Origin of the sequence: Streptomyces sp. IMTB 2501 (genome assembly GCF_001953885.1) — a bacterium.
Classification (GTDB): Bacteria; Actinomycetota; Actinomycetes; order Streptomycetales; family Streptomycetaceae; genus Streptomyces.
The window spans coordinates 85,089-104,257 of sequence record NZ_MQUS01000016.1 but is presented as its reverse complement, the minus strand read 5'-3'; the positions used below and the strand labels follow the sequence as shown (position 1 = coordinate 104,257).

Sequence of the window (19,169 nt, the reverse complement as noted above, 5' to 3'; positions counted from 1 at the left end):
ACCCTACGGCCGGATGATCAGCCCAGCACGACGATTTCGGCCGCGTCGAACTCCACGCCCACCGCGTCCCCGGCCTCCGGCGCGTCCCGCAGCGCGCAGGCCGCCTCCAGGCGCGGCCCGTCGTCGCGGGGCTGGAGGTGGACGGCCACATGGGTGCCCTTGAAGGTGCGGGCGGTCACCGTGCAGGACAGGCCGGCACCGGCCGCCACGAGCCGTACCCCGGCGGGCCGGACCAGCAGGGTGCGCGCGCCCTGCGAGGATCCGTCGGGCACCGGGAGCTTGCCCCAGGGGCTGTCGGCGGCCGTACCGGCGACGGTCGCCTCGACCACGTTGTCGAAGCCGAGGAAGCGGGCCACGAACGCGTCGGCCGGCCGCTGCCAGACCTCCAGTGGCGTGCCGGACTGCGCGATCCGCCCGTCCCGCATCACCACCACCCGGTCGGCCAGCGCGAACGCCTCGCCCTGGTCGTGGGTCACGGCGAGCACGGTCGTCCCCAACCGGCCGAACAGCTCCCGCAGTTCGACCACCAGCCGTTCCCGCAGCGAGCGGTCGAGCTGGCCCAGCGGCTCGTCCAGCATCAGCAGCCGGGGCTTCGGCGCGAGCGCGCGGGCGAGGGCCACGCGCTGCTGCTCGCCGCCGGACAGCCCGGCCACGGCCCGCCGGGCGGCCCCCGGCAGCCCGACCAGTTCCAGCAACTCGCCGACCTGCGTGTCCCGTTCGCCCTTGGTGGCGCCCTGCATGCGCGGCCCGAACGCCACGTTCGCGCCGACGTCCCGCTGCGGGAAGAGCTGGTGGTCCTGGAACATCAGGCCGACGCCCCGCTTGTGCGCCGGTACGCCCGTCTGGTCCCGGCCGTCGAGCACGATCCGTCCGCCGGACAGGGGCTGAAGCCCGGCGACCGACCGCAGCAGGGTCGACTTCCCGCTGCCGCTGGGCCCGAGAACGCACACCACCTCGTGCTCGGCAACATCGAGGTCGACCGCGTCGAGCACGGCCCGCCCGCCGAAGCGCACGGTCGCGGCAGCGAGGCTGAGCAGCATCAGAACTCCCCCGTGGGCATCTAGAACTCCCCCGTCCGGTCGGTGCGCAGCCGCTCCAGGATCAGCAGCGCGGCGGCACACACCAGCATCAGAATGGTCGAAAGGGCCATCGCCTGGCCGTAGTTGAGGTCACCGGGGCGGCTGAGCAGCCGGGCCACGGCGACCGGGAGCGTCGGGTTGTCGGGCCGGGCGATGAACACGGTGGCCCCGAACTCGCCGAGCGAGACGGCGAACGCGAACCCGGCCGCGACCAGCAGCGCCCGCCGCACCAGCGGCAGATCCACCTCCCGCCACACCCGCCAGGGCGAGGCCCCGAGCACGGCCGCCGCCTCCCGCAGCCGTCCGTCCACGGCGCGCAGCACGGGCAGCATGGTGCGTACGACGAAGGGGGCGCCCACCAGAGCCTGTGCGAGCGGAACGAGAATCCAGGACTGTCGGAGGTCCAGTGGCGGCTTGTCGAGCGCGATCAGAAAGCCGAAGCCGACGGTCACGGCGGACACACCGAGCGGCAGCATCAACAGCGCGTCGAAGCCCCGCACCAGCCGTCCCGCGTCCCGGCGGGCCAGCGCGGCAGCGGCGAGACCTCCGATTACCACGGCAATGACGGTGGCGGCGACGGCGTACTGAAGCGAGGTCCACACCGCGTGGACCGGCGCCACCAGGAACGTACCGCCGTCGGCGTTCATCAATGTGCGGTAGTAGCCGAAGCCGGGCGCGTCGAGGGAACGGCGGACGAGGACGGCGAGCGGCAGGACGAGGAGCAGCGCGATGGTGGCGAGGACACCGGCGAGCAGGGCCCACTGGCCGGCGCCGCGCGGGCGGCCGGCGGTCGCCTCGGGGGCGACGAGCCGCAGGGCGGTCTCCCGGCGCCGTACCGTCCAGGCGTGCACGGTAAGGATCGCGCCGACGGCGACGAACTGGACGAGAGTGAGGACGGCGGCCGTGGAGAGGTCGAAGACCTCGGAGGTCTGTCGGTAGATCTCCACTTCGAGCGTGGAGAAGGTGGGGCCGCCGAGGATCTGGACGACGCCGAAGGAGGTGAAGGTGAACAGGAACACCATCAGTGCGGCGGCGGCCACGGCGGGCGCCAGCGCGGGCAGGGTCACCTTCCGCCAGGCGTGGAACGGCGAGGCGCCCAGCATCCGGGCGGCCTCCTCCTGCCGGGGGTCGAGCTGGGCCCACAGCCCGCCGACGGTCCGTACGACGACCGCGTAGTTGAAGAAGACATGCGCCAGCAGGATCGCCCACACCGTGGTGTCCAGCCGTACGCCCCACACCTCGTCCAGCAGACCGCCCCGGCCGACCAGCGCCAGGAAGGCGGTGCCGACGACGACCGTCGGCAGCACGAACGGCACGGTGACCACGGCCCGCAGCAGCTGTTTGCCCGGGAAGTCCAGGCGGGCGAAGACATGGGCGGCGGGCAGCGCGAGAAGCAGGGTGAGCGCGGTGGAGGCGAGCGCCTGCCAGGTGGTGAACCACAGCACGTGCCGGATGTCCGGCTGGGTGAGCACGTCCGTGATCCGCCCGAACTGCCAGGCGCCGTCCACCTTCAGCCCGCGTGCGACGATCGCGGCCACGGGCCAGGCGAAGAACAGCGTGAAGAACGCGACGGGCAGGGCCATCAGCCCGAGCCGCGCCGCGTTCCCCCGCCGGGGTTCGCCTGCTTCCGTTACTTCAGTACGAGCGAGGTCCACGACTTGACCCACTGGTCACGGTTGGCGGCGATCTTGCCGGGGGCCACGGTCTCGGGGTGCTGCGCGGCCGGGCCGTACTCGGTGAACTCGGCGGGCACCTTCGCGCCCTTCAGCACCGGGTAGACGTACATGTTCAGCGGCATGTCCTCCTGGAACTCCTTGGAGACCAGGAAGTCGATGAACGCCTTGGCGCCCTTGGGGTTCTTGGCGTTGCTGAGCAGTCCGGCGAACTCGATCTGCCGGAAGCAGGTGCCGCTCGCCACGCCGGTCGGGGCGGTGCTGGGCCGCTTCTTGGCGTAGATCACCTCGGCGGGCGGCGAGGAGGCGTACGACACCACCAACGGCCGGTCGCCGCCGGCCTTCTTGCCCTCGGAGGAGCCGGAGAACTCCTGGTAGTAGGCCTGCTCCCAGCCGTCGACGACCTTCACGCCGTTGGCCTTGAGCTTCTTCCAGTAGTCCTGCCAGCCGTTGTCCCCGAACTGCGCCGTGCTGCCGAGCAGGAAGCCGAGGCCGGGCGAGGAGGTGGCCGCGTTCTCCGTGACCAGGAGGTTCTTGTACTCGGGCTTGGCCAGGTCGGCGAAGGACTGCGGCGGGGTCAGCTTGTGCTTGCTGAAGTAGGCCTTGTCGTAGTTGACGCAGATGTCGCCGTAGTCGACAGGCGTGACCCGGTGCTTGTCCTGGTCGAGCCGGTAGGTGGCGCCGACCTCGTCGAGGCCCTTGGCGGTGTACGGCTGGAACAGGCCGTTGTCGAGGGCGCGGGACAGCAGGGTGTTGTCGACGCCGAAGAAGACGTCGCCCTGCGGGTTGTCCTTGGTCAGGATCGCCTTGTTGACGGCCTGCCCGGCGTCGCCGTCCTTGAGGACGTGGACCTTGTACCCGCTCTGCTTCTCGAAGTCGCCGAGCACGCTCTTGGAGACGGCCCACGAGTCGTGGCTGACGAGGGTGACGCTCTTGGAGTCCGAGGACGACTTGGTGTCTGTCGATCCACACCCTGTCAGGGCGGACAGCGTGATCAGGCCGAGGCCGGCCGCCACGGCCACGAAGGTCTTGTTGTGCACTGGATGTTCTCCTGGGGGTTGGCCAGGAAGAACGCGGCCCTGCCCGGGGCTTCGCTGGGAAGGACCCGGGCAGGGCGCAACAGCTCGAGTGATGACCGAACTTCCTACCCAGAATGACCTGGGCAAGGTTCAGAGGGTCTGCGGCCCTGTCCGCCGCACTCTCAGCGCTGTGGCGCTCCCCTGTCGGAATATGAAGGTGTCGATATGTGGATGTCGATATGAAGATGTGAGTGACGGTGGCCAGATTACCGCTCGGTGGCCGCGAGCTGACCACAGGCTCCGTCGATCTCCTGCCCCCGGGTGTCCCGGATGGTGACGGGCACGCCGTGCGCGGCGATGGCCTCGACGAAGGCCTTCTCGTCCTCGGGCCGGGAAGCGGTCCACTTCGAACCCGGCGTCGGGTTGAGCGGGATCAGGTTGACGTGCACGGGCTTGCCCTTGAGCAGCCGGCCGAGCCGGTCACCGCGCCAGGCCTGGTCGTTGATGTCACGGATCAGTGCGTACTCGATGGACAGCCGGCGCCCGCTCTTCTCGACGTACTCGAACCCGGCGTCCAGCACCTCGCGCACCTTCCACCGCGTGTTCACGGGGACGAGGGTGTCGCGTAGTTCGTCGTCGGGGGCGTGCAGGGAGATCGCGAGCCGGCACTTGAAGCCCTCGTCGGCGAACCGGTGGATGGCCGGCACCAGCCCGACGGTCGAGACGGTGATCCCGCGCTGCGAGAGCCCGAGCCCGTCAGGGGCGGGGTCGGTGAGCGCCCGGACGGCTCCCACGACCCGGTTGTAGTTGGCGAGCGGCTCGCCCATGCCCATGAAGACGATGTTGGACAGCCGCGCGGGCCCTCCGGGCACCTCGCCGTCCCGCAGTGCGCGCATCCCGTCGACGATCTGGTGCACGATCTCGGCGGTGGACAGATTCCGGTCCAGCCCGGCCTGTCCGGTGGCGCAGAAGGGACAGTTCATTCCGCATCCGGCCTGCGAGCTGATGCACATGGTGACCCGGTCCGGGTACCGCATCAGCACGGACTCGACGAGCGTCCCGTCGAACAGCCGCCACAGCGTCTTGCGCGTGGTCCCCTGGTCGGTGGACAGATGCCGTACGACGGTCATCAGCTCCGGGAACAGCGCTTCCTGCAGCTTCCCGCGCGACCCGGCGGGGATGTCGGTCCACTGCTCCGGGTCGTGCGCGTACCGCGCGAAGTAGTGCTGCGAGAGCTGCTTGGCACGGAACGGCTTCTCCCCGATCTCGGCCACCGCGTCCTTGCGCTCGGCGGGCGATAGATCGGCAAGGTGCCGCGGCGGCTTCTTGGCTCCGCGCGGTGCGACGAAAGTGAGTTCTCCGGGCTTAGGCATGGCCTAACCAGTGTCGCAGATCAAACTCGGTGACCTGCGCCCCATGGCCTGTACGGCGGTCTGGGCGATGAGGGGCTCGGCCGAGATCGGCTGAGCCGCTCCTGGTCGGATGCGCCACTCAAACGCAAGGGACGTTGGCGTAGCCCGGGTAGTAGTAGCGACCGGCCGGACCAGCGCTGTGGACGCACCGGTCGAAGGCGGGGCTCTGGGGCTTCGGGTTCTCGGTGACGGCGGTCGCGGTCGGAGCGACGAAGACGACCGCCCCAAGGATCATTGCCGCCACGGCCGATTTCTTGCCCGGGATACGCCTCCGGAACGTCTTCATTGCCGCCCTCCTTCGGGCTGAGACGGGAGCACCGCGCGGTTCACGGGGCGAGAGGGCGGCGCTCGCATTCCGCTTATCGTCATATGCCGCAGACATGACGTCAACACCCTAAATCTGGGCATTTAAACCAAAGGCCCCTGTTTCCCGTTGGTGCTCGCTGGTTCGGGCACGCGGGGGACACACCCATGGTGAGCCGTGTCCGGTGATCGTCACGGTCGTTGGAGCGGGCATGCGAAAGATCATCATGACCGCCACGCTGGCCGTGGCTGCCCTCGCCATGGCAGTTCCTGCCCATGCGGGCAACAAGTCGACGCCTTTCACAAACTGGACCTTCTCGCCGGCATCCGTCTGCGGGCTGGAAGGGGCAGAGGTGTCGGCGCTGCCCATTCTGACCGACTACGTCCCCATCCACTCCAACAGCTGCTCGAACGGCAACCTGCTCGATCACCCGGCGATCTAGGTCGGACGATCCCCGCAGCCCACCGCTCTCCCCAACTCACCGGCCACTACGGCCCCGCAGTCGCCTACGGCGCCCCCTCCATCCCGGCGCCGTGGGCGCAGGGGCCGGACCACCCGAGGGGCCCGCCCGCTGACGAGGTGGAGAAGCCTGTAACAACTCGCTCTGACCAGGCGGTCTTGTCGACCCGGCCCCCGGCTGCTGGCATATGTGCGGGGACGGCAGGCATTGGGGGGCGACCGATAAGCGATCTCACGGTGAATCCGTGGAAGCGGCACGGCAAGGATCGGCTCTACGTGAACCTGCCGGACGGAACCGCTGTCGCATGGGCGGACCGGGCGACGAAGGTCGTGACGATCAAGGTGCAGGAGTATCGGGACGAGGTGTTGGCCCTGCTCCGTGGGCACCTTGGTGACGGGATCACGGTTGCCTCCGCACCTTCCCGTACTCATACGTCGCCCCCCGCCCCGCCCACTCAACAGCCCAGTCGCCCGGCTCCGGGGCGTCGTGCGGAACGGTCGGCGCCCCTCCCGCCCCTCTCCCCCAGTGAGGACCTGGCGAGGAACCGCCCCGGCGCCGGTGTCCTCAAGATGATTGCTGCGCGGGGCCCGTCAACAGCTCAGCGGGTGCGGGCGAAGCTACTGCGGCGGTCCTCGGAATGGGACAGCTGGTACACCGGGCTTGAAGGAGAGCGACGGGTCGGCCGAGAGCTGGAACGCCTGTCCCCACTCGGGTGGCGGGTCCTTCACGGCATCGAGAAGAGCAACGGCGGCGACATCGATCACTTACTGATCGGCCCCGGTGGGGTGTTCAGCATCAACACCAAGACCCATCGAGGCGCCTCGGTCTGGGTCGGCGACACCATGGCCAAGGTCAACGGTGGGCGGCCGCAGCCCTACGCCGCCGCGAGCAGAGCGGAGGCCGACTACGTACGCGGTGTCCTGGAGCGGTACTGCGACTTCGCCGTGTCCGTCGAGCCGGCCCTGGTCTTTGTCGGTATCGCGTCCCTGGACCGAGCCGCCACCCAGTACACAGTGCGGATCTACCAGGAGCGAGAAGTCGCGTCGCTCGGCCCCCTCACGGGCAGGCTCACCGCTGCACAAGTCGAACAGGTCCATGTCGTCGCCCGGCACCGACGCGTCTGGCTGAAGTCCTGATGGGCGGCTGCCGCCCCGCGGCTCCACAGAGAGCATCGGCCCGCTCCCCGAGAGCCCTCGGTCCGTCGGATGCAGCCCGCCCGGCTACAGGAGCGGTCCATCTTCGAGACGGTCGTTTCAGACACCGTCCCGATACCATGCTCCGATCAGATCGTCGGTCACCTGGCCGAGGGGGGAGATCAGCTTCGGCTGATCAAAACCCTTACCCGCGCTCAGCCCTGCGGTCGGCGGCCGATGGACGAGGAACGGTGAGGTACCGATGACGCATTCTGCCGGGCCGCCGTCGCCGGGCCAGCGTCACCCGGAGCCGAGGCACTGGCTGCGACCCCGGGGTTCGCGGTTTCTCGTCCTCGGCGTGTGCATGGCCGTGGGCGGGCTCGCCGGCGGGGTGCGCTCCGCCTGGGACGGCGAGCGGATCGGGGCCGTCCTCGGCACGTTCGGCCTGGGGATTCTCGGTGTGCTCGTTGTCGTGAGCCATTTCCTTGGCCCCGAGGATCCCCGGGGCCGCCGCTGAGCCTCTGAACAGGCCGCTTCGGCCGTTCACGGGCCGGGCGGCCTGTGAAGTTCTGCTGACGAACGGTCGGGTTTCCTGGTCGGGCCTTGTCCCGCCTCCTGGCTCTGACGTAACCAGATGAGCCATGAACCTTTTCGGCCGCAACTCCTTCCACCGGCGCGCGCAGCCGTCCGCCGCTCCCGTGGCGAGCGCCGCCCCGGGGACCAGTGCCCGCGCAGCCGCCACCGCCGACCTGCCCGATCCCGAGCTGGCGGGCCTCACCGGCGACTGGCTGATCGACCCCGCGCACAGCAGGATCGGGTTCTCCGTGCGGCACGCGATGGTGACGACGGTGCGTGGCGCCTTCGCACAGTACGAGAGCCGCCTCCACTTCGACGGCCGCGACCCGACCCGCTCCCGGGCCGACCTCGTGCTGTACACCGCCAGCGTCGACACCGGCGTCGAGCAGCGCGACGCCCACCTGGTCGGCCGGCAGTTCCTGGACGCCGCCGCCTATCCGCGCATGACGTTCACGAGCACCACCGTGCAGCTCGGGGGCAAGGACGTCTACCGGATGACCGGCGATCTCACCATCAAGGACACCACCCGCCCCGTGGACCTGGAACTCACCTACATCGGTCATGTGACCGACGCGTTCGGTGACGAGCGGGTCGGCTTCGACGGCACCACCACCATCAACCGCTCCGACTGGGGCCTGACCTACGACGCCCGGCTGGCCCAGGGCGGGTCCATGGTGAGCGAGACGGTGCGCCTCCAGTTCGACATCGCCGCGATCCGCACCACTGCTTCGGTCTGACATCCGTACGCACCACAACGGGCCCCCACCCTCCACCGAGGACGAGGGCCCGTAAGCCGTGCGGCGGCGGGCTCAGGCCGAGCCGACGAAGACCACCATCAGCAGCCAGACCACCGGCGCGGTCGGCAGGAGTGAGTCCAGCCGGTCCATGATGCCGCCATGGCCCGGGAGCAAGGTGCCCATGTCCTTGATGCCCAGGTCGCGCTTGATCATCGACTCGCCGAGGTCGCCCAGCGTGGCGCTGGCCGCGACCGCGAGGCCCAGCAACAGGCCCTGCCACCAGGTGCCGTGGCTGATCAGGAACTGCATGCACAACGCGCCCGCGACCATCGCGAACAGCACCGCGCCCAGCAGGCCCTCGCGGGTCTTGCCGGGGCTGATCCGCGGGGCCAGTTTATGCTTGCCGAAGCGCCAGCCGACCGCGTACGCACCCGTGTCGCTGACGACGGTGAGGAGCAGGAAGGTCATGACGCGCCAGGGACCGTCCTGCGCGGTCAGCATCATCGCGACGAACGTGGCCAGGAACGGCACGTAGAACGCCGCGAAGACACCCGCCGTGACGTCCTTGAGATAGCCCTCCGGCGACTCGGTCATACGCCAGACCAGCGCGGCCAGGGCGGTGAGGGCCATGGCGACCCAGGCACCCTCGGCGCCACGGACGTACCCGGCGACCACCATCGCCGCACCGCCGACCGCGAGCGGCACCAGCGGCGCCTTGATCTGCTTGCGCTCCCGCAGCCTGCTGGTCAGCTCCCACAGACCGACGACGACGGCGACGGCGACCACGCCGACGAACACGGACTTCTCGATGAACAGGGAGGCGATGATCACCACACCGAGCCCGGCCCCGACCCCTATGGCCGCGCTCAGGTCACGGCCCGCGCTCTTCTTCTGCGGCGCTGGCGCCGGCTGGTGGGCGTCGGGCATGGGCTCCGGATTCTGGTTCTCGGCCTGGGCGGTCCGGGCCTGCGGGGGCCGGGGGCGGAACTCGTCCTGGAACAAGGGGCCGCTCAGCCGGGCGGCCCCCCGATCGCCGTCCTGGTCTCCGCCATACGCGGGTTCGTCGGGCACGATGGGCATGGGGCGAGTGTGCTGCGCCTCAGGCGCATCGTACGCGGGACCCGCCGGGGCAGCCCCCTGGACAGGCCCACCCTCGGTGGGCCCCCAGTAGCCGGCCGGCCCCACCGGTGGCGGCGCCCCCCAGGAAGAGTCGCTCATCAGACTTCGAGCAGTTCCGCTTCCTTGTGCTTCAGGAGCTCGTCCACCTGCGCGACGTACTTCGCGGTGGTGTCGTCCAGCTCCTTCTCCGCACGGCGGCCCTCGTCCTCGCCGACCTCGCCGTCCTTGACCAGCTTGTCGATGGCGTCCTTGGCCTTGCGGCGCACGGAGCGGATGGAGACCCGGGAGTCCTCGGCCTTGTGCTTGGCGACCTTGATGTAGTCGCGCCGGCGCTCCTCGGTCAGCTCGGGGAACACCACCCGGATGATGTTGCCGTCGTTGCTGGGGTTGACGCCCAGGTCGGAGTCGCGGATCGCCTGCTCGATGTTGCGCAGCGCGCTCTTGTCGAAGGGCGTCACGACCGCCATGCGCGGCTCCGGCACGGAGAACGAGGCCAGCTGGTTGATCGGCGTCAGGGCACCGTAGTAGTCGGCCACGATCTTGTTGAACATCGCCGGGTGCGCACGGCCGGTGCGGATCGCGGCGAAGTCCTCCTTGGCGACCACGACGGCCTTCTCCATCTTCTCCTCGGCCTCGAGGAGGGTCTCTTCGATCACCACTTGCTCCTGCGTGTCTTGAGTAAGGCCCGGCTGCGGTTCCTCTATCGGGCGGCGGCCGGCTGCGTCGCGTCTTCTTCCTGCACGGTTCCCGACCGGCAGGACATTGTCCATCCCCCGGCCAGGGCGCGTCCCGTCCGTCCCCCGGACAGGTGGCGCACCCCGGGCGACGGGGGTGTGCCGGTCAGTCCCGGCTGCCCTGGTCGCCCACCAGCGTGCCGATCTTCTCACCCTTGACGGCGCGGGCGATATTGCCCTCGGCCAGAAGCTCGAAGACGAGGATCGGGAGCTTGTTGTCGCGGCACAGCGTGATGGCGGTGGCGTCGGCGACCTTCAGGTCGCGCGTGATGACCTCGCCGTAGCCGAGGGCGTCGAACTTGACGGCGTCCGGGTTGGTCTTGGGGTCGGAGTCGTACACCCCGTCCACGCCGTTCTTGCCCATGAGCAGCGCCTCGGCGTCGATCTCCAGGGCGCGCTGGGCGGCGGTGGTGTCGGTGGAGAAGTACGGCATACCCATACCGGCGCCGAAGATGACCACACGGCCCTTCTCCAGGTGGCGCACGGCGCGCAGCGGGATGTACGGCTCGGCGACCTGCCCCATGGTGATCGCGGTCTGCACCCGCGAGTCGATGCCCTCCTTCTCCAGGAAGTCCTGGAGGGCGAGGCAGTTCATCACGGTGCCGAGCATGCCCATGTAGTCGGAGCGGGCGCGGTCCATGCCACGCTGCTGCAGCTCGGCGCCGCGGAAGAAGTTGCCGCCGCCGATGACGACCGCGATCTCCGCGCCGTCCCGGACGACGGCCGCGATCTCGCGGGCGATCTTGTGCACCACGTCCGGGTCCACGCCCAGGCCCCCGCCGCCGGAGAAGGCCTCTCCGGACAGCTTTAGCAGAAACCGGCCGCGTACTTTGCCGTCGTCGCTCTTCTGGGCCTTGGTGGTCATGGGAGATCCCGCCTCTTTCACGTGTTGCACATACGAAGAAGACCATTGCCGATGGGGTCGCTTTTCGCTCCCATGCGCGGCAATGGCCTCCTCGTCAGATCTGCTGCCGTCCGCCGCACGCCGGGGTGTGGCGGTGTACGCGGACGACTGCTTACGACCCTATCGGGATTTCACCGGGGATGGTTCCGGGATCTCTGTCCGGGTCGCGAGTCGATCGCGGTCCGGACTCAGATGCCGACCTTGATGCGCGAGAAGCGCTTCAGGGTGACACCGGCCTCGTCCAGCACCTTCTGGACCGACTTCTTGTTGTCCAGCGCGTAGGGCTGGCCGAGCAGCGTGGCGTCCTTGAAGAAGCCGTTGAGGCGACCCTCGACGATCTTCGGCAGGGCGGCCTCGGGCTTGCCCTCGGCGCGGGTGGTCTCCTCGGCGACGCGGCGCTCGGACTCGACGACCTCGGCCGGCACGTCCTCCTTGGAGAGGTACTTCGGCGCGAAGGCGGCGATGTGCTGGGCGATGCCCTTGGCGACATCGGCGTTCGGCTTGTCGAGCTCGACCAGAACACCGATCTGCGGAGGCAGGTCGGGCATGGTGCGGTGCATGTAAGCGGTGACGTAGCCGTCGGCGAACTGCGCGAAGCGGTCCAGAACGATCTTCTCACCGAGGTTGGCGTTGGCCTCGTCCACGAACGCCTGGACGGTCTTGCCGGCCTCGATCTCGGAGGCGAGCAGGACCTCGATGTCGGCCGGGGAGGTCTTGGCGACGTGCTCGGCGATCGCGGCGGCGACGGCCTGGAACTTCTCGCCCTTGGCGACGAAGTCCGTCTCGCACTTCAGCTCGACGAGGACGCCGGAGGAGTTGTCGTCGGCGATGACGGAGACCACGGCGCCGTTCTCGGCGGAGCGGCCCTCGCGCTTGGCGACGCCCTTCTGGCCCTTGATGCGCAGCGCCTCGACGGCCTTCTCGACGTTGCCCTCGGCCTCGTCCAGCGCCTTCTTGCAGTCCATCATGCCGGCGCCGGTGAGCTCACGGAGCTTCTTGACGTCGGCGGCGGTGTAGTTCGCCATGAGTCTGTGAGTCTTTCTCGAAGTCTGGAAGATCTTCAGATCCGCACGGTTTGCGTTCCACATGTAGTCGAGGACCGCATACGTCGTACCGACCTACGGGTGAACAACGGGGGCGGACTTCACCGCGCCGGAGGCGCAATGGGATGTAGTACCGCCCCCGCTGTCGACGCCTGCGTCAGGCCTGCTCGCCCTCGGCCGGCTTCTCCTCGGCCGGAGCGGCCTCGGCAGCCGGAGCCTCGGCAGCCGGAGCCTCGTCCGCCTTCTTCTCACCCTCAAGCAGGTCGCGCTCCCACTCGGCGAGCGGCTCGCCCGCGGCCTTCTCGCCCTTGTCACCGGCGGCCACGCCGGAACGGGCGATGAGGCCCTCGGCGACGGCGTCGGCGATCACACGGGTGAGCAGGGTGACGGAGCGGATCGCGTCGTCGTTGCCCGGGATCTTGTAGTCGACCTCGTCGGGGTCGCAGTTGGTGTCGAGGATCGCGACGACCGGGATGTTCAGCTTCCGGGCCTCGCCAACCGCGATGTGCTCCTTCTTGGTGTCCACGATCCAGACGGCGCTCGGCACCTTCTGCATCTCGCGGATACCACCGAGGGTCTTCTCCAGCTTGGCCTTCTCGCGCGAGAGCACGAGAAGCTCCTTCTTGGTCAGACCGGACGCGGCGACGTCCTCGAAGTCGATCTGCTCAAGCTCCTTGAGGCGCTGCAGACGCTTGTAGACGGTCGAGAAGTTGGTGAGCATGCCGCCCAGCCAGCGCTGGTTGACGTAGGGCATGCCGACGCGGGTGGCCTGCTCGGCGATGGCCTCCTGCGCCTGCTTCTTGGTGCCGACGAACATGACCGTGCCGCCGTGGGCGACGGTCTCCTTGACGAACTCGTAGGCGCGGTCGATGTACGACAGCGACTGGAGCAGGTCGATGATGTAGATGCCGTTGCGCTCGGTGAAGATGAAGCGCTTCATCTTCGGGTTCCAGCGACGGGTCTGGTGACCGAAGTGGACGCCGCTCTCCAGCAGCTCCCGCATCGTGACGACGGCCATGGCCGTATTCTCCTTGGTTCTCGGTTGTGCCGCGGATGCCGGACGGCTCCCGCGCCTGACGCCCGCGACGCGCCTTGCCGCTGAGGACCGAGAGGCGCTGACACCGACCGGTTGACCGGCCCGGTGTCGGGGCGTGCGAAGTCGACCCGGTGACCCGGATCGCCAGAAGAAGTGTACGGGACCGCCGAGGCACCGGGTGACGCCGCTGTCCACAACCGGGGTGCGATCCACAGTCTCCGGCCATGATCGGCGGGGTACGGGAGGGTTTTCGCATGCGACGAGTGATGCGATACGCCCTGTTGTCGGCGGGGCTGTTCCTCGGTCCGGTGTGGGCGGCCCTGCCACCCCAGTGGGCCCGGGCGGACTCCCCTCCCCCACCCCACGCACCGGCCCCCCAACCCCCGGTCCCGCCCCTCGCCCACATGTGGCCGGTGGGCGTCCGCCCCCCGGTGTTGCGCGGCTGGGAGCCCCCGTCCACGCCGTACGGCCCCGGCCACCGCGGCGTGGACCTGTCCGCACCGCCCGGTTCCCCGGTACGCACGGTCGCCCCGGGCCGTGTGTCCTTCGCGGGCCGGGTAGCGGGCGTGGGGGTGGTCTCGGTGGCGCTGAAGGGCACAGACCTGCGAACGACGTACGAGCCGGTGACCCCCTCGGTGAAGAAGGGCGACGAGCTGAGAGCGGGGGACGTGGTGGGGACTGTCGGCCCAACGGGTTCCCACTGCACAACTTCCTGCGTCCACTGGGGCCTGCTGCGGGACGAAACCTACTTGAACCCCTTGTCCCTCCTCCCACCGTGGCTCTTGCACGGGGCGCCGCCGAGACTGTTGCCGGTGCTGGGGGTACCGATTCCGCGGTAGCCGCGGGCATGCGCGGGCAGCCGCCGCGTGGGCAGTCGTACCGCTGGGGCGGCAGCCCCAGTCAGCCCTTCACACCCCGCAGAGCCATCCCCAATGCCGCCTCGGTCACCGCCGCCGGCTCTTCCGCCCCCAGCTCGATCCTTCGCACCGCCGCATCCACAACCCCCTGCAGCAGCATCGCCGCCAGCCGAGGCTGCTCGTGCCCCATCTCCCCCAGCGCCTCGACGATCATCGCGACCAGCCCCCCGTGCGCCGCCCGGATCTTCTCCCGCGCCCCGGTGTCCAGCTCGCTCGCGGAGATGGCGACGACCGCCCGGTGCCGCCGGTCCCCCACCAGCGCCAGCTGCTGCCGCACATACGCCTCGACCTTGCCCTCGGCCGACACCGCCCGCTCCATCGCCGCCGCGACCTCAGCCGCCCACACGGGGAAGTCGACCTCGCACAGCTCCTCGACCACGGCGGCCCGCGACCGGAAGTACTCGTACACGGACGACCGCGCCAGCCCTGTGCGCTCGGCGAGAGCCGGGAAGGTCAGCGCCTCCGTTCCGCCCTCGGAGAGCAGGGACCTGGCCGCGTCCAGCAGGGCGGCTCGCTGCATCGACCGGTGCTCGGCCACGGAGGCCGCTCGAATCCTTGGCACGTCAACCACTTTACGGACACCGCGCCCCGGAGAGGGAGGACTCAGCGTCCGAAGCTCGCCAGCTTGGCCCGCAGCTGCAGCACCGACTTGGTGTGGATCTGGCTGACCCGGCTCTCGGTGACCCCGAGGACGTTGCCGATCTCGGCGAGGGTGAGCCCTTCGTAGTAGTACAGCGTGACCACGGTCTTCTCCCGCTCGGGCAGCGTGTTGATGGCCCGCGCGAGAAACCTCCGCAGCTCCCGGTCCTCGGCCACCTCCACCGGATTGTCCGCGGCGGTGTCCTCCAGCGTGTCCATGAGGCTGAGCCGGTCCCCGCCCTCGCTGCCGACGTGCAGCAGTTCCTCCAGCGCGACCACGTTGGCCAGCGACAACTGGCTGAACACGGCGTGGAGCTCGTCGACCTCCATGCCCAGCTCCGCGGCGACCTCGCCCTCGTTCGGCGTACGCCGCAGCCGCGCCTCCAGGGTGGCGTAGGCTCGCTCCACGTTCCGCGCCTTCTGCCGTACCGACCGCGGGATCCAGTCCAGCGCCCGCAGCTCGTCGATCATCGCGCCGCGGATGCGGGTGATCGCGTACGTCTCGAACTTGATCTCCCGGTCGATGTCGAACTTCTCGATCGCGTCGATCAGCCCGAAGACGCCCGAGGAGACGAAGTCGGCCTGCTCGACATTGGGCGGCAGCCCGACGCTCACCCGCCCCGCGACGTATTTCACCAGCGGCGAGTAGTGCAGGATCAGCTGTTCCCGCAACCGGTCGTCCCCCGTGGCCTTGTACGACCGCCACAGCTCGTCGAGCGTCGAGGGAGCGGGCGGCCGCTCGCTGCCACCGTCGCGGGCAGCTGGGGGGATCGCCGCCCGGTCGGACCCGGAGGTGTGCTGGGGCATTCGTCGCCTTGTGCCGTTCTGCCGTGAAGTGCTGTGAAGTGCTGTGAAGTGGGACGGGGTGGGGTTCGGCGGGGGGAGTGGGCTACCTGGGTGAGCTGTCGGTCTGGTGTCGAGTTGGCGGGATCTGTGTCGGCTCCTTTGTGAGCGTAGCGTGACTGGGCTGTCGCGGTGTGCGAACAATGAGGCTCCACCCGTGCGCGGGGCGCTCAGGCGCGCCTCACGGGCGCGTTTCGCAGCTCGCTCTGGGTGACCGGCCGGAGGGTCAACTCCGGGAAACGTCAAGGGCGTCGGGCATTCCCCCGGACGGCCGAACACGCTCGGTCAGGACGGGCCGCGACCGGTGCGGACCGACATCACCGCCTGGCGTGTCAACTTCCAGCCATCGTCGTGTCGTTCGACGTAACCAAGTGCTCGGAGTTCGTACAGTCTCGCGATCGCCTCGTCCCGTGTCGTCGGCGTGCCGAGCGCGATCTCCTCGACGGAGGCCGTGCGATTGCCGGGCAGTGCGGCGAGAACGGCCCGGGCGGCGGGTTCCAGCAGGTCACGCGGGAGTACGGGGCCCCGCCGGGCCGGCGCCAGCTCGCCCATGTCACCCACCAGTTCCACGATCTCGGCGGCATCGGTGACCAGGACGGCCTCGCCTCGCAGCAGTTCGTGCACGCCGGCGGAGAGTGCGCTGGTGACGGGACCGGGGACACCCATGGTGAACCGGCCGAGGCGCTGCGCGGCCCGCGCGGTGGCCAGCGAGCCGCTGCGGCAGGCGGCCTCCACGACGACGGTGCCCCTGGTCAGGGCGGCGATGACACGATTGCGGAGGATGAACCGGCTCGGCGTCGGATGATCCCCCGGGGGCAGCTCACCGACCACGAGTCCCTGCTCCGCGATCCTTTCGATCAGCGCGGCGTGACCGCGGGGGTAGGGCCGGTCGACGCCACAGGCCAGGACCGCGACGGTGGCTCCGCGGGCGGCGAGGGCGCCTCGGTGGGCGGCGCCGTCGATGCCGTACGCGCCGCCCGAGACCACCACCCAGCCGCGCTCGGCGAGCCCTGCGGCGAGGGTGGCGGCGACATGGGTGCCGTACTCGGTGCAGGCACGGGCGCCCACCATGGCCACGGACCGCAGCGCCCACATCCGCAGGCTGGGCCGGCCGCGCACCCACAGCCCGATCGGCCGGGCGTCGCCGAGATCGTCGAGCTGCCGCGGCCACTCCGCGTCGTGGGGCCCGACGAACCGCGCCCCGGCGGTCCTCGCCACGACGAGATCCCGCTCCGGCTCGGCCCGCCGAGCCCGCGCGACCAGCCCGGCCCACCGCACCTCACTCACCCCCGGCAACGCCGTCACCCCCTCCCGCAACCGCCGCACCACCTCCCCCACCCCGAACTCCCGAACCCACCGCCCCCCAACCTCGTCCCCCGGCTCGACAACCCGACCGAGAAAGACTCGCCCGAGCACCTCGTCTCCGGGGTCCGCGCCCGTGCTCATGTCAGCGCTCCGATGGCCATCGGCACCCCGCGCGGGACTCCGGTGCGCAGTTGCAGGGCCAGGGCGACGTCGGTCGCATCGGGGCGGTCGTGTCCGACGAGGTCGGCGACCGTCCAGGCGACACGCAGGACCCGGTCGATGCCGCGCGCGGTGAGCACACCCCGTTCGAGGCTGCGCTCGGCCTCGTCCATCGCGCCGGCCACGGCCTGGTAGCGGCTGCGCAGCTCCCGGCCCGGCACCTCGCTGTTGGTGCGCCACGGTGTTCCGGCCAGGCGGGCTGCCGTGCGCTCGCGGGCCAGCCGTACCCGCTCGGCCACGACCGCCGTGGACTCGCCCCGAACGCCGGGTTCGATGAGCTCGGCCCGGGTGACCGGATCGACCTCGACGCGCAGATCCACCCGGTCCAGCAGCGGGCCGGAGAGCCGGGACTGGTAGCGGCGGATCACCGATGGAGGGCACTCGCACAGGGAGTCCCGCTGCGAGAAGCGCCCGCAGGGACACGGGTTGGCCGCCAGCACCATGAGGAAGCGTGCCGGGAACCGGACGACACCCGCGCTGCGCGCGATCACGACATGCCCGGACTCCAGCGGCTGCCGCAGAGCGTCCAGGGTCTGGCTGTGGAACTCGGGCGCCTCGTCCAGGAACAGCACGCCGCGATGGGCGAGGGAGACCGCGCCGGGTCGTGCGATCCCGGGTCCGCCGCCGACGAGCGATTGCATCGTGGCCGAGTGGTGCGGTGCGCAGTAGGGAGCGACGTCGATGAGCGGCTTGCCCGGTGGCAGCAGCCCGGCCACCGAGTGCACCGCTGTGACCTCCAGCGATTCCTCCCTGATCAGCCGGGGCAGGACCGCGGGCAGCCGCTCGGCGAGCATGGTCTTGCCCGCGCCGGGCGGCCCTTCGAGGAAGAGGTGGTGTCCGCCGGCGGCGGCCACCTCCACAGCCGTGCGGGCCGAGGTCTGGCCCACGACGTCCGCCAGGTCGTGATCGTGGTCGTGCTGTGCGGCGCCGATGCTGTGCATGCCGGTGGCAGCACCCGTGCCGGGCATGCGCAGACCGGCCAGCAGCGGATCAGGGCGTCCCTGCTCGTCCGGCTCCTCCTCGGGGACGGGCTCCTCGGTGAGGACCGCGATGAGCTGCCGCAGACTGCGGACGCCGAGCACCGAGACGCCGGGGACCAGCGAGGCCTCGGCGGCGGCGCACTCAGGCACGACCACTTGGTCGTAACCGGCGTCGGCCGCGGCGAGGACGGCCGGCAGGGTGCCGCGGACCGGTCGGACCCGGCCGTCCAGGCCCAGCTCCCCGATCATGACGATGTCCGCGAGGACACGTGGATCGATCCGTTCGGCGGCGCCGAGCACCGCGCAGGCGACGGCCAGGTCGAAGCCGGAACCGGCTTTGGGCACCGACGCCGGGCTGAGTCCGACGGTCAGCTTCTTCTGCGGCCACTCGCCGCCCGAGTTGACCACCGCCGCCCGGACGCGGTCGCGGCTTTCCGTGAGGCTTTTGTCCGGGAGGCCCACCAGGGTGAAGGCCGCGACGCCGGGTTCGAGGTCGGCCTGGACCTCCACGACGACGCCCTCGACGCCGACGAGGGCCACCGAGCAGGTGCGGGCGAAGCCCATTCAGGCCACCCCCCGTACATGCTCGACGGACGGGGCGCCCCGCTGGGGCAGCAGGACGCCGATCAGGTCGATGCGGACGCCGCCCGGTGGAGCCCCTCCATGGGCCTGGATCCAGTGCTCGGCCAGTTCGCGCAGCCGGGCCGCCTTCTCGGGCGTCAACGCGGCCATCGGATGCTCGAAGGAGCCGCCCCTGCGGGTCTTCACCTCGCAGACGACCAGGACGTCGCCGTCCCTGGCCACGATGTCGATCTCACCGGTCCTGCCGGAGCGCCAGTTGCGCTCCAGGACCGCCATTCCGGCCTCGGCCAGCCGCCGCGCGGCCAGATCCTCGCCGTACCTGCCGAGTGCACTGCGTGCGTTGCTCATGTCGGCACCACCTCCGGCGCCAACGGTCACGCATCACGGCCTCAATTGTTGATCTTGGTGGGTGGCTCAGCGGTTGTGGAAAACCTCGTCACCCGGGCGGGCGAGTG

At 70.1% G+C, this 19,169-nt stretch carries 20 protein-coding genes and 1 riboswitch; of the genes, 5 read left to right on the top strand and 15 right to left on the bottom strand.

Annotation, left to right across the window (positions count from 1 at the left end; all coding sequences use genetic code 11):
• Nucleotides 1-17: 17 nt before the first annotated feature.
• From AV521_RS26385 to AV521_RS26365, 5 genes are all read right to left on the bottom strand, one after another.
• Nucleotides 18-1,040 (bottom strand): ABC transporter ATP-binding protein, encoded by a 1,023-nt coding sequence (locus AV521_RS26385; RefSeq protein ID WP_076091363.1) that lies wholly within the window; start codon nucleotides 1,038-1,040, stop codon nucleotides 18-20.
• A gap of 20 nt (nucleotides 1,041-1,060) precedes the next feature.
• Nucleotides 1,061-2,662: an iron ABC transporter permease gene (locus AV521_RS26380; RefSeq protein WP_076091361.1), complete on the bottom strand. Its 1,602-nt coding sequence runs from the start codon at nucleotides 2,660-2,662 to the stop codon at nucleotides 1,061-1,063.
• A 47-nt stretch (nucleotides 2,663-2,709) separates the two neighbouring features.
• Nucleotides 2,710-3,792, bottom strand: a complete 1,083-nt coding sequence (locus AV521_RS26375) for a thiamine ABC transporter substrate binding subunit (RefSeq protein ID WP_076091359.1) — start codon at nucleotides 3,790-3,792, stop codon at nucleotides 2,710-2,712.
• Between the two features lie 83 nt (nucleotides 3,793-3,875).
• Nucleotides 3,876-3,984, bottom strand: a riboswitch (TPP riboswitch).
• A 53-nt stretch (nucleotides 3,985-4,037) separates the two neighbouring features.
• The gene (gene rlmN / locus AV521_RS26370) at nucleotides 4,038-5,144 is read right to left on the bottom strand and encodes a 23S rRNA (adenine(2503)-C(2))-methyltransferase RlmN (protein WP_076091357.1); all 1,107 of its coding nucleotides are present in this window, start codon (nucleotides 5,142-5,144) and stop codon (nucleotides 4,038-4,040) included.
• A gap of 118 nt (nucleotides 5,145-5,262) precedes the next feature.
• Complete coding sequence (locus tag AV521_RS26365) at nucleotides 5,263-5,469, bottom strand: hypothetical protein (protein WP_076091355.1); 207 nt, start codon at nucleotides 5,467-5,469, stop codon at nucleotides 5,263-5,265.
• Between the two features lie 229 nt (nucleotides 5,470-5,698).
• Between AV521_RS26365 and AV521_RS26360 the strand changes: the two genes are divergently transcribed.
• The 4 genes from AV521_RS26360 (at nucleotide 5,699) to AV521_RS26345 (ending at nucleotide 8,393) form a co-directional block, all read left to right on the top strand.
• Entirely contained in the window at nucleotides 5,699-5,929 is a 231-nt protein-coding gene (locus AV521_RS26360; RefSeq protein ID WP_076091543.1) for a hypothetical protein, read from the top strand.
• Between the two features lie 623 nt (nucleotides 5,930-6,552).
• Nucleotides 6,553-7,083, top strand: coding sequence for a nuclease-related domain-containing protein (locus tag AV521_RS51110; protein WP_256725685.1), 531 nt, complete (start codon nucleotides 6,553-6,555; stop codon nucleotides 7,081-7,083).
• Nucleotides 7,084-7,342: 259 nt separating this feature from the next.
• Nucleotides 7,343-7,597, top strand: coding sequence for a hypothetical protein (locus AV521_RS26350; RefSeq protein ID WP_076091353.1), 255 nt, complete (start codon nucleotides 7,343-7,345; stop codon nucleotides 7,595-7,597).
• 124 nt (nucleotides 7,598-7,721) lie between these two features.
• Nucleotides 7,722-8,393: a YceI family protein gene (locus tag AV521_RS26345; protein ID WP_076091351.1), complete on the top strand. Its 672-nt coding sequence runs from the start codon at nucleotides 7,722-7,724 to the stop codon at nucleotides 8,391-8,393.
• A gap of 72 nt (nucleotides 8,394-8,465) precedes the next feature.
• On the opposite strand, the gene AV521_RS26340 is transcribed toward AV521_RS26345, so the two are convergent.
• The 5 genes from AV521_RS26340 to rpsB all read right to left on the bottom strand — a co-directional run bounded on the left by AV521_RS26340 (nucleotide 8,466) and on the right by rpsB (nucleotide 13,211).
• Nucleotides 8,466-9,611, bottom strand: a complete 1,146-nt coding sequence (locus AV521_RS26340) for a phosphatidate cytidylyltransferase (protein WP_076091349.1) — start codon at nucleotides 9,609-9,611, stop codon at nucleotides 8,466-8,468.
• On the bottom strand, nucleotides 9,611-10,168 hold the full coding sequence (frr, locus tag AV521_RS26335) for a ribosome recycling factor (protein WP_076091539.1): 558 nt from the start codon (nucleotides 10,166-10,168) through the stop codon (nucleotides 9,611-9,613). The genes AV521_RS26340 and frr overlap by 1 nt, the downstream gene beginning before the upstream one ends.
• Nucleotides 10,169-10,352: 184 nt before the next feature.
• Complete coding sequence (gene pyrH, locus AV521_RS26330; RefSeq protein ID WP_031167360.1) at nucleotides 10,353-11,111, bottom strand: UMP kinase; 759 nt, start codon at nucleotides 11,109-11,111, stop codon at nucleotides 10,353-10,355.
• A 227-nt stretch (nucleotides 11,112-11,338) separates the two neighbouring features.
• Complete coding sequence (tsf, locus tag AV521_RS26325; protein WP_076091347.1) at nucleotides 11,339-12,175, bottom strand: translation elongation factor Ts; 837 nt, start codon at nucleotides 12,173-12,175, stop codon at nucleotides 11,339-11,341.
• A 175-nt stretch (nucleotides 12,176-12,350) separates the two neighbouring features.
• Nucleotides 12,351-13,211, bottom strand: coding sequence for a 30S ribosomal protein S2 (rpsB, locus tag AV521_RS26320; protein WP_076091345.1), 861 nt, complete (start codon nucleotides 13,209-13,211; stop codon nucleotides 12,351-12,353).
• Nucleotides 13,212-13,495: 284 nt separating this feature from the next.
• Between rpsB and AV521_RS26315 the strand changes: the two genes are divergently transcribed.
• Nucleotides 13,496-14,068, top strand: a complete 573-nt coding sequence (locus tag AV521_RS26315) for a M23 family metallopeptidase (RefSeq protein WP_076091343.1) — start codon at nucleotides 13,496-13,498, stop codon at nucleotides 14,066-14,068.
• Nucleotides 14,069-14,129: 61 nt separating this feature from the next.
• Here the strand turns inward: AV521_RS26315 and AV521_RS26310 are convergent, their stop codons facing one another.
• From AV521_RS26310 to AV521_RS26290, 5 genes are all read right to left on the bottom strand, one after another.
• Nucleotides 14,130-14,684, bottom strand: a complete 555-nt coding sequence (locus AV521_RS26310) for a TetR/AcrR family transcriptional regulator (protein ID WP_076091341.1) — start codon at nucleotides 14,682-14,684, stop codon at nucleotides 14,130-14,132.
• Between the two features lie 65 nt (nucleotides 14,685-14,749).
• A complete protein-coding gene (gene whiG, locus AV521_RS26305) occupies nucleotides 14,750-15,592 on the bottom strand; it encodes an RNA polymerase sigma factor WhiG (RefSeq protein ID WP_076091339.1) in 843 nt (280 codons plus the stop codon).
• Between the two features lie 321 nt (nucleotides 15,593-15,913).
• Nucleotides 15,914-17,074, bottom strand: a complete 1,161-nt coding sequence (dprA, locus tag AV521_RS26300; protein ID WP_076091337.1) for a DNA-processing protein DprA — start codon at nucleotides 17,072-17,074, stop codon at nucleotides 15,914-15,916.
• Entirely contained in the window at nucleotides 17,071-18,696 is a 1,626-nt protein-coding gene (locus AV521_RS26295; RefSeq protein ID WP_076091334.1) for a YifB family Mg chelatase-like AAA ATPase, read from the bottom strand. Before AV521_RS26295 ends, dprA begins: the two co-directional genes overlap by 4 nt.
• Nucleotides 18,697-19,092, bottom strand: a complete 396-nt coding sequence (locus tag AV521_RS26290; protein WP_107481019.1) for a YraN family protein — start codon at nucleotides 19,090-19,092, stop codon at nucleotides 18,697-18,699. It abuts the gene before it with no gap.
• Between the last annotated feature and the right edge of the window lie 77 nt (nucleotides 19,093-19,169).

Bases quoted from the DNA above. Each gene is read 5' to 3' on its own strand.
- dprA (WP_076091337.1), bottom strand. From the start codon at position 17,074: ATGAGCACGGGCGCGGACCCCGGAGACGAGGTGCTCGGGCGAGTCTTT.
- rlmN (WP_076091357.1), bottom strand. From the start codon at position 5,144: ATGCCTAAGCCCGGAGAACTCACTTTCGTCGCACCGCGCGGAGCCAAG.
- pyrH (WP_031167360.1), bottom strand. From the start codon at position 11,111: ATGACCACCAAGGCCCAGAAGAGCGACGACGGCAAAGTACGCGGCCGG.
- AV521_RS26350 (WP_076091353.1), top strand. From the start codon at position 7,343: ATGACGCATTCTGCCGGGCCGCCGTCGCCGGGCCAGCGTCACCCGGAG.
- rpsB (WP_076091345.1), bottom strand. From the start codon at position 13,211: ATGGCCGTCGTCACGATGCGGGAGCTGCTGGAGAGCGGCGTCCACTTC.
- AV521_RS26315 (WP_076091343.1), top strand. From the start codon at position 13,496: ATGCGATACGCCCTGTTGTCGGCGGGGCTGTTCCTCGGTCCGGTGTGG.
- AV521_RS26365 (WP_076091355.1), bottom strand. From the start codon at position 5,469: ATGAAGACGTTCCGGAGGCGTATCCCGGGCAAGAAATCGGCCGTGGCG.
- AV521_RS26345 (WP_076091351.1), top strand. From the start codon at position 7,722: ATGAACCTTTTCGGCCGCAACTCCTTCCACCGGCGCGCGCAGCCGTCC.
- AV521_RS26385 (WP_076091363.1), bottom strand. From the start codon at position 1,040: ATGCTGCTCAGCCTCGCTGCCGCGACCGTGCGCTTCGGCGGGCGGGCC.
- whiG (WP_076091339.1), bottom strand. From the start codon at position 15,592: ATGCCCCAGCACACCTCCGGGTCCGACCGGGCGGCGATCCCCCCAGCT.
- AV521_RS26295 (WP_076091334.1), bottom strand. From the start codon at position 18,696: ATGGGCTTCGCCCGCACCTGCTCGGTGGCCCTCGTCGGCGTCGAGGGC.
- tsf (WP_076091347.1), bottom strand. From the start codon at position 12,175: ATGGCGAACTACACCGCCGCCGACGTCAAGAAGCTCCGTGAGCTCACC.
- AV521_RS26340 (WP_076091349.1), bottom strand. From the start codon at position 9,611: ATGAGCGACTCTTCCTGGGGGGCGCCGCCACCGGTGGGGCCGGCCGGC.
- AV521_RS26360 (WP_076091543.1), top strand. From the start codon at position 5,699: ATGCGAAAGATCATCATGACCGCCACGCTGGCCGTGGCTGCCCTCGCC.
- AV521_RS26380 (WP_076091361.1), bottom strand. From the start codon at position 2,662: ATGGCCCTGCCCGTCGCGTTCTTCACGCTGTTCTTCGCCTGGCCCGTG.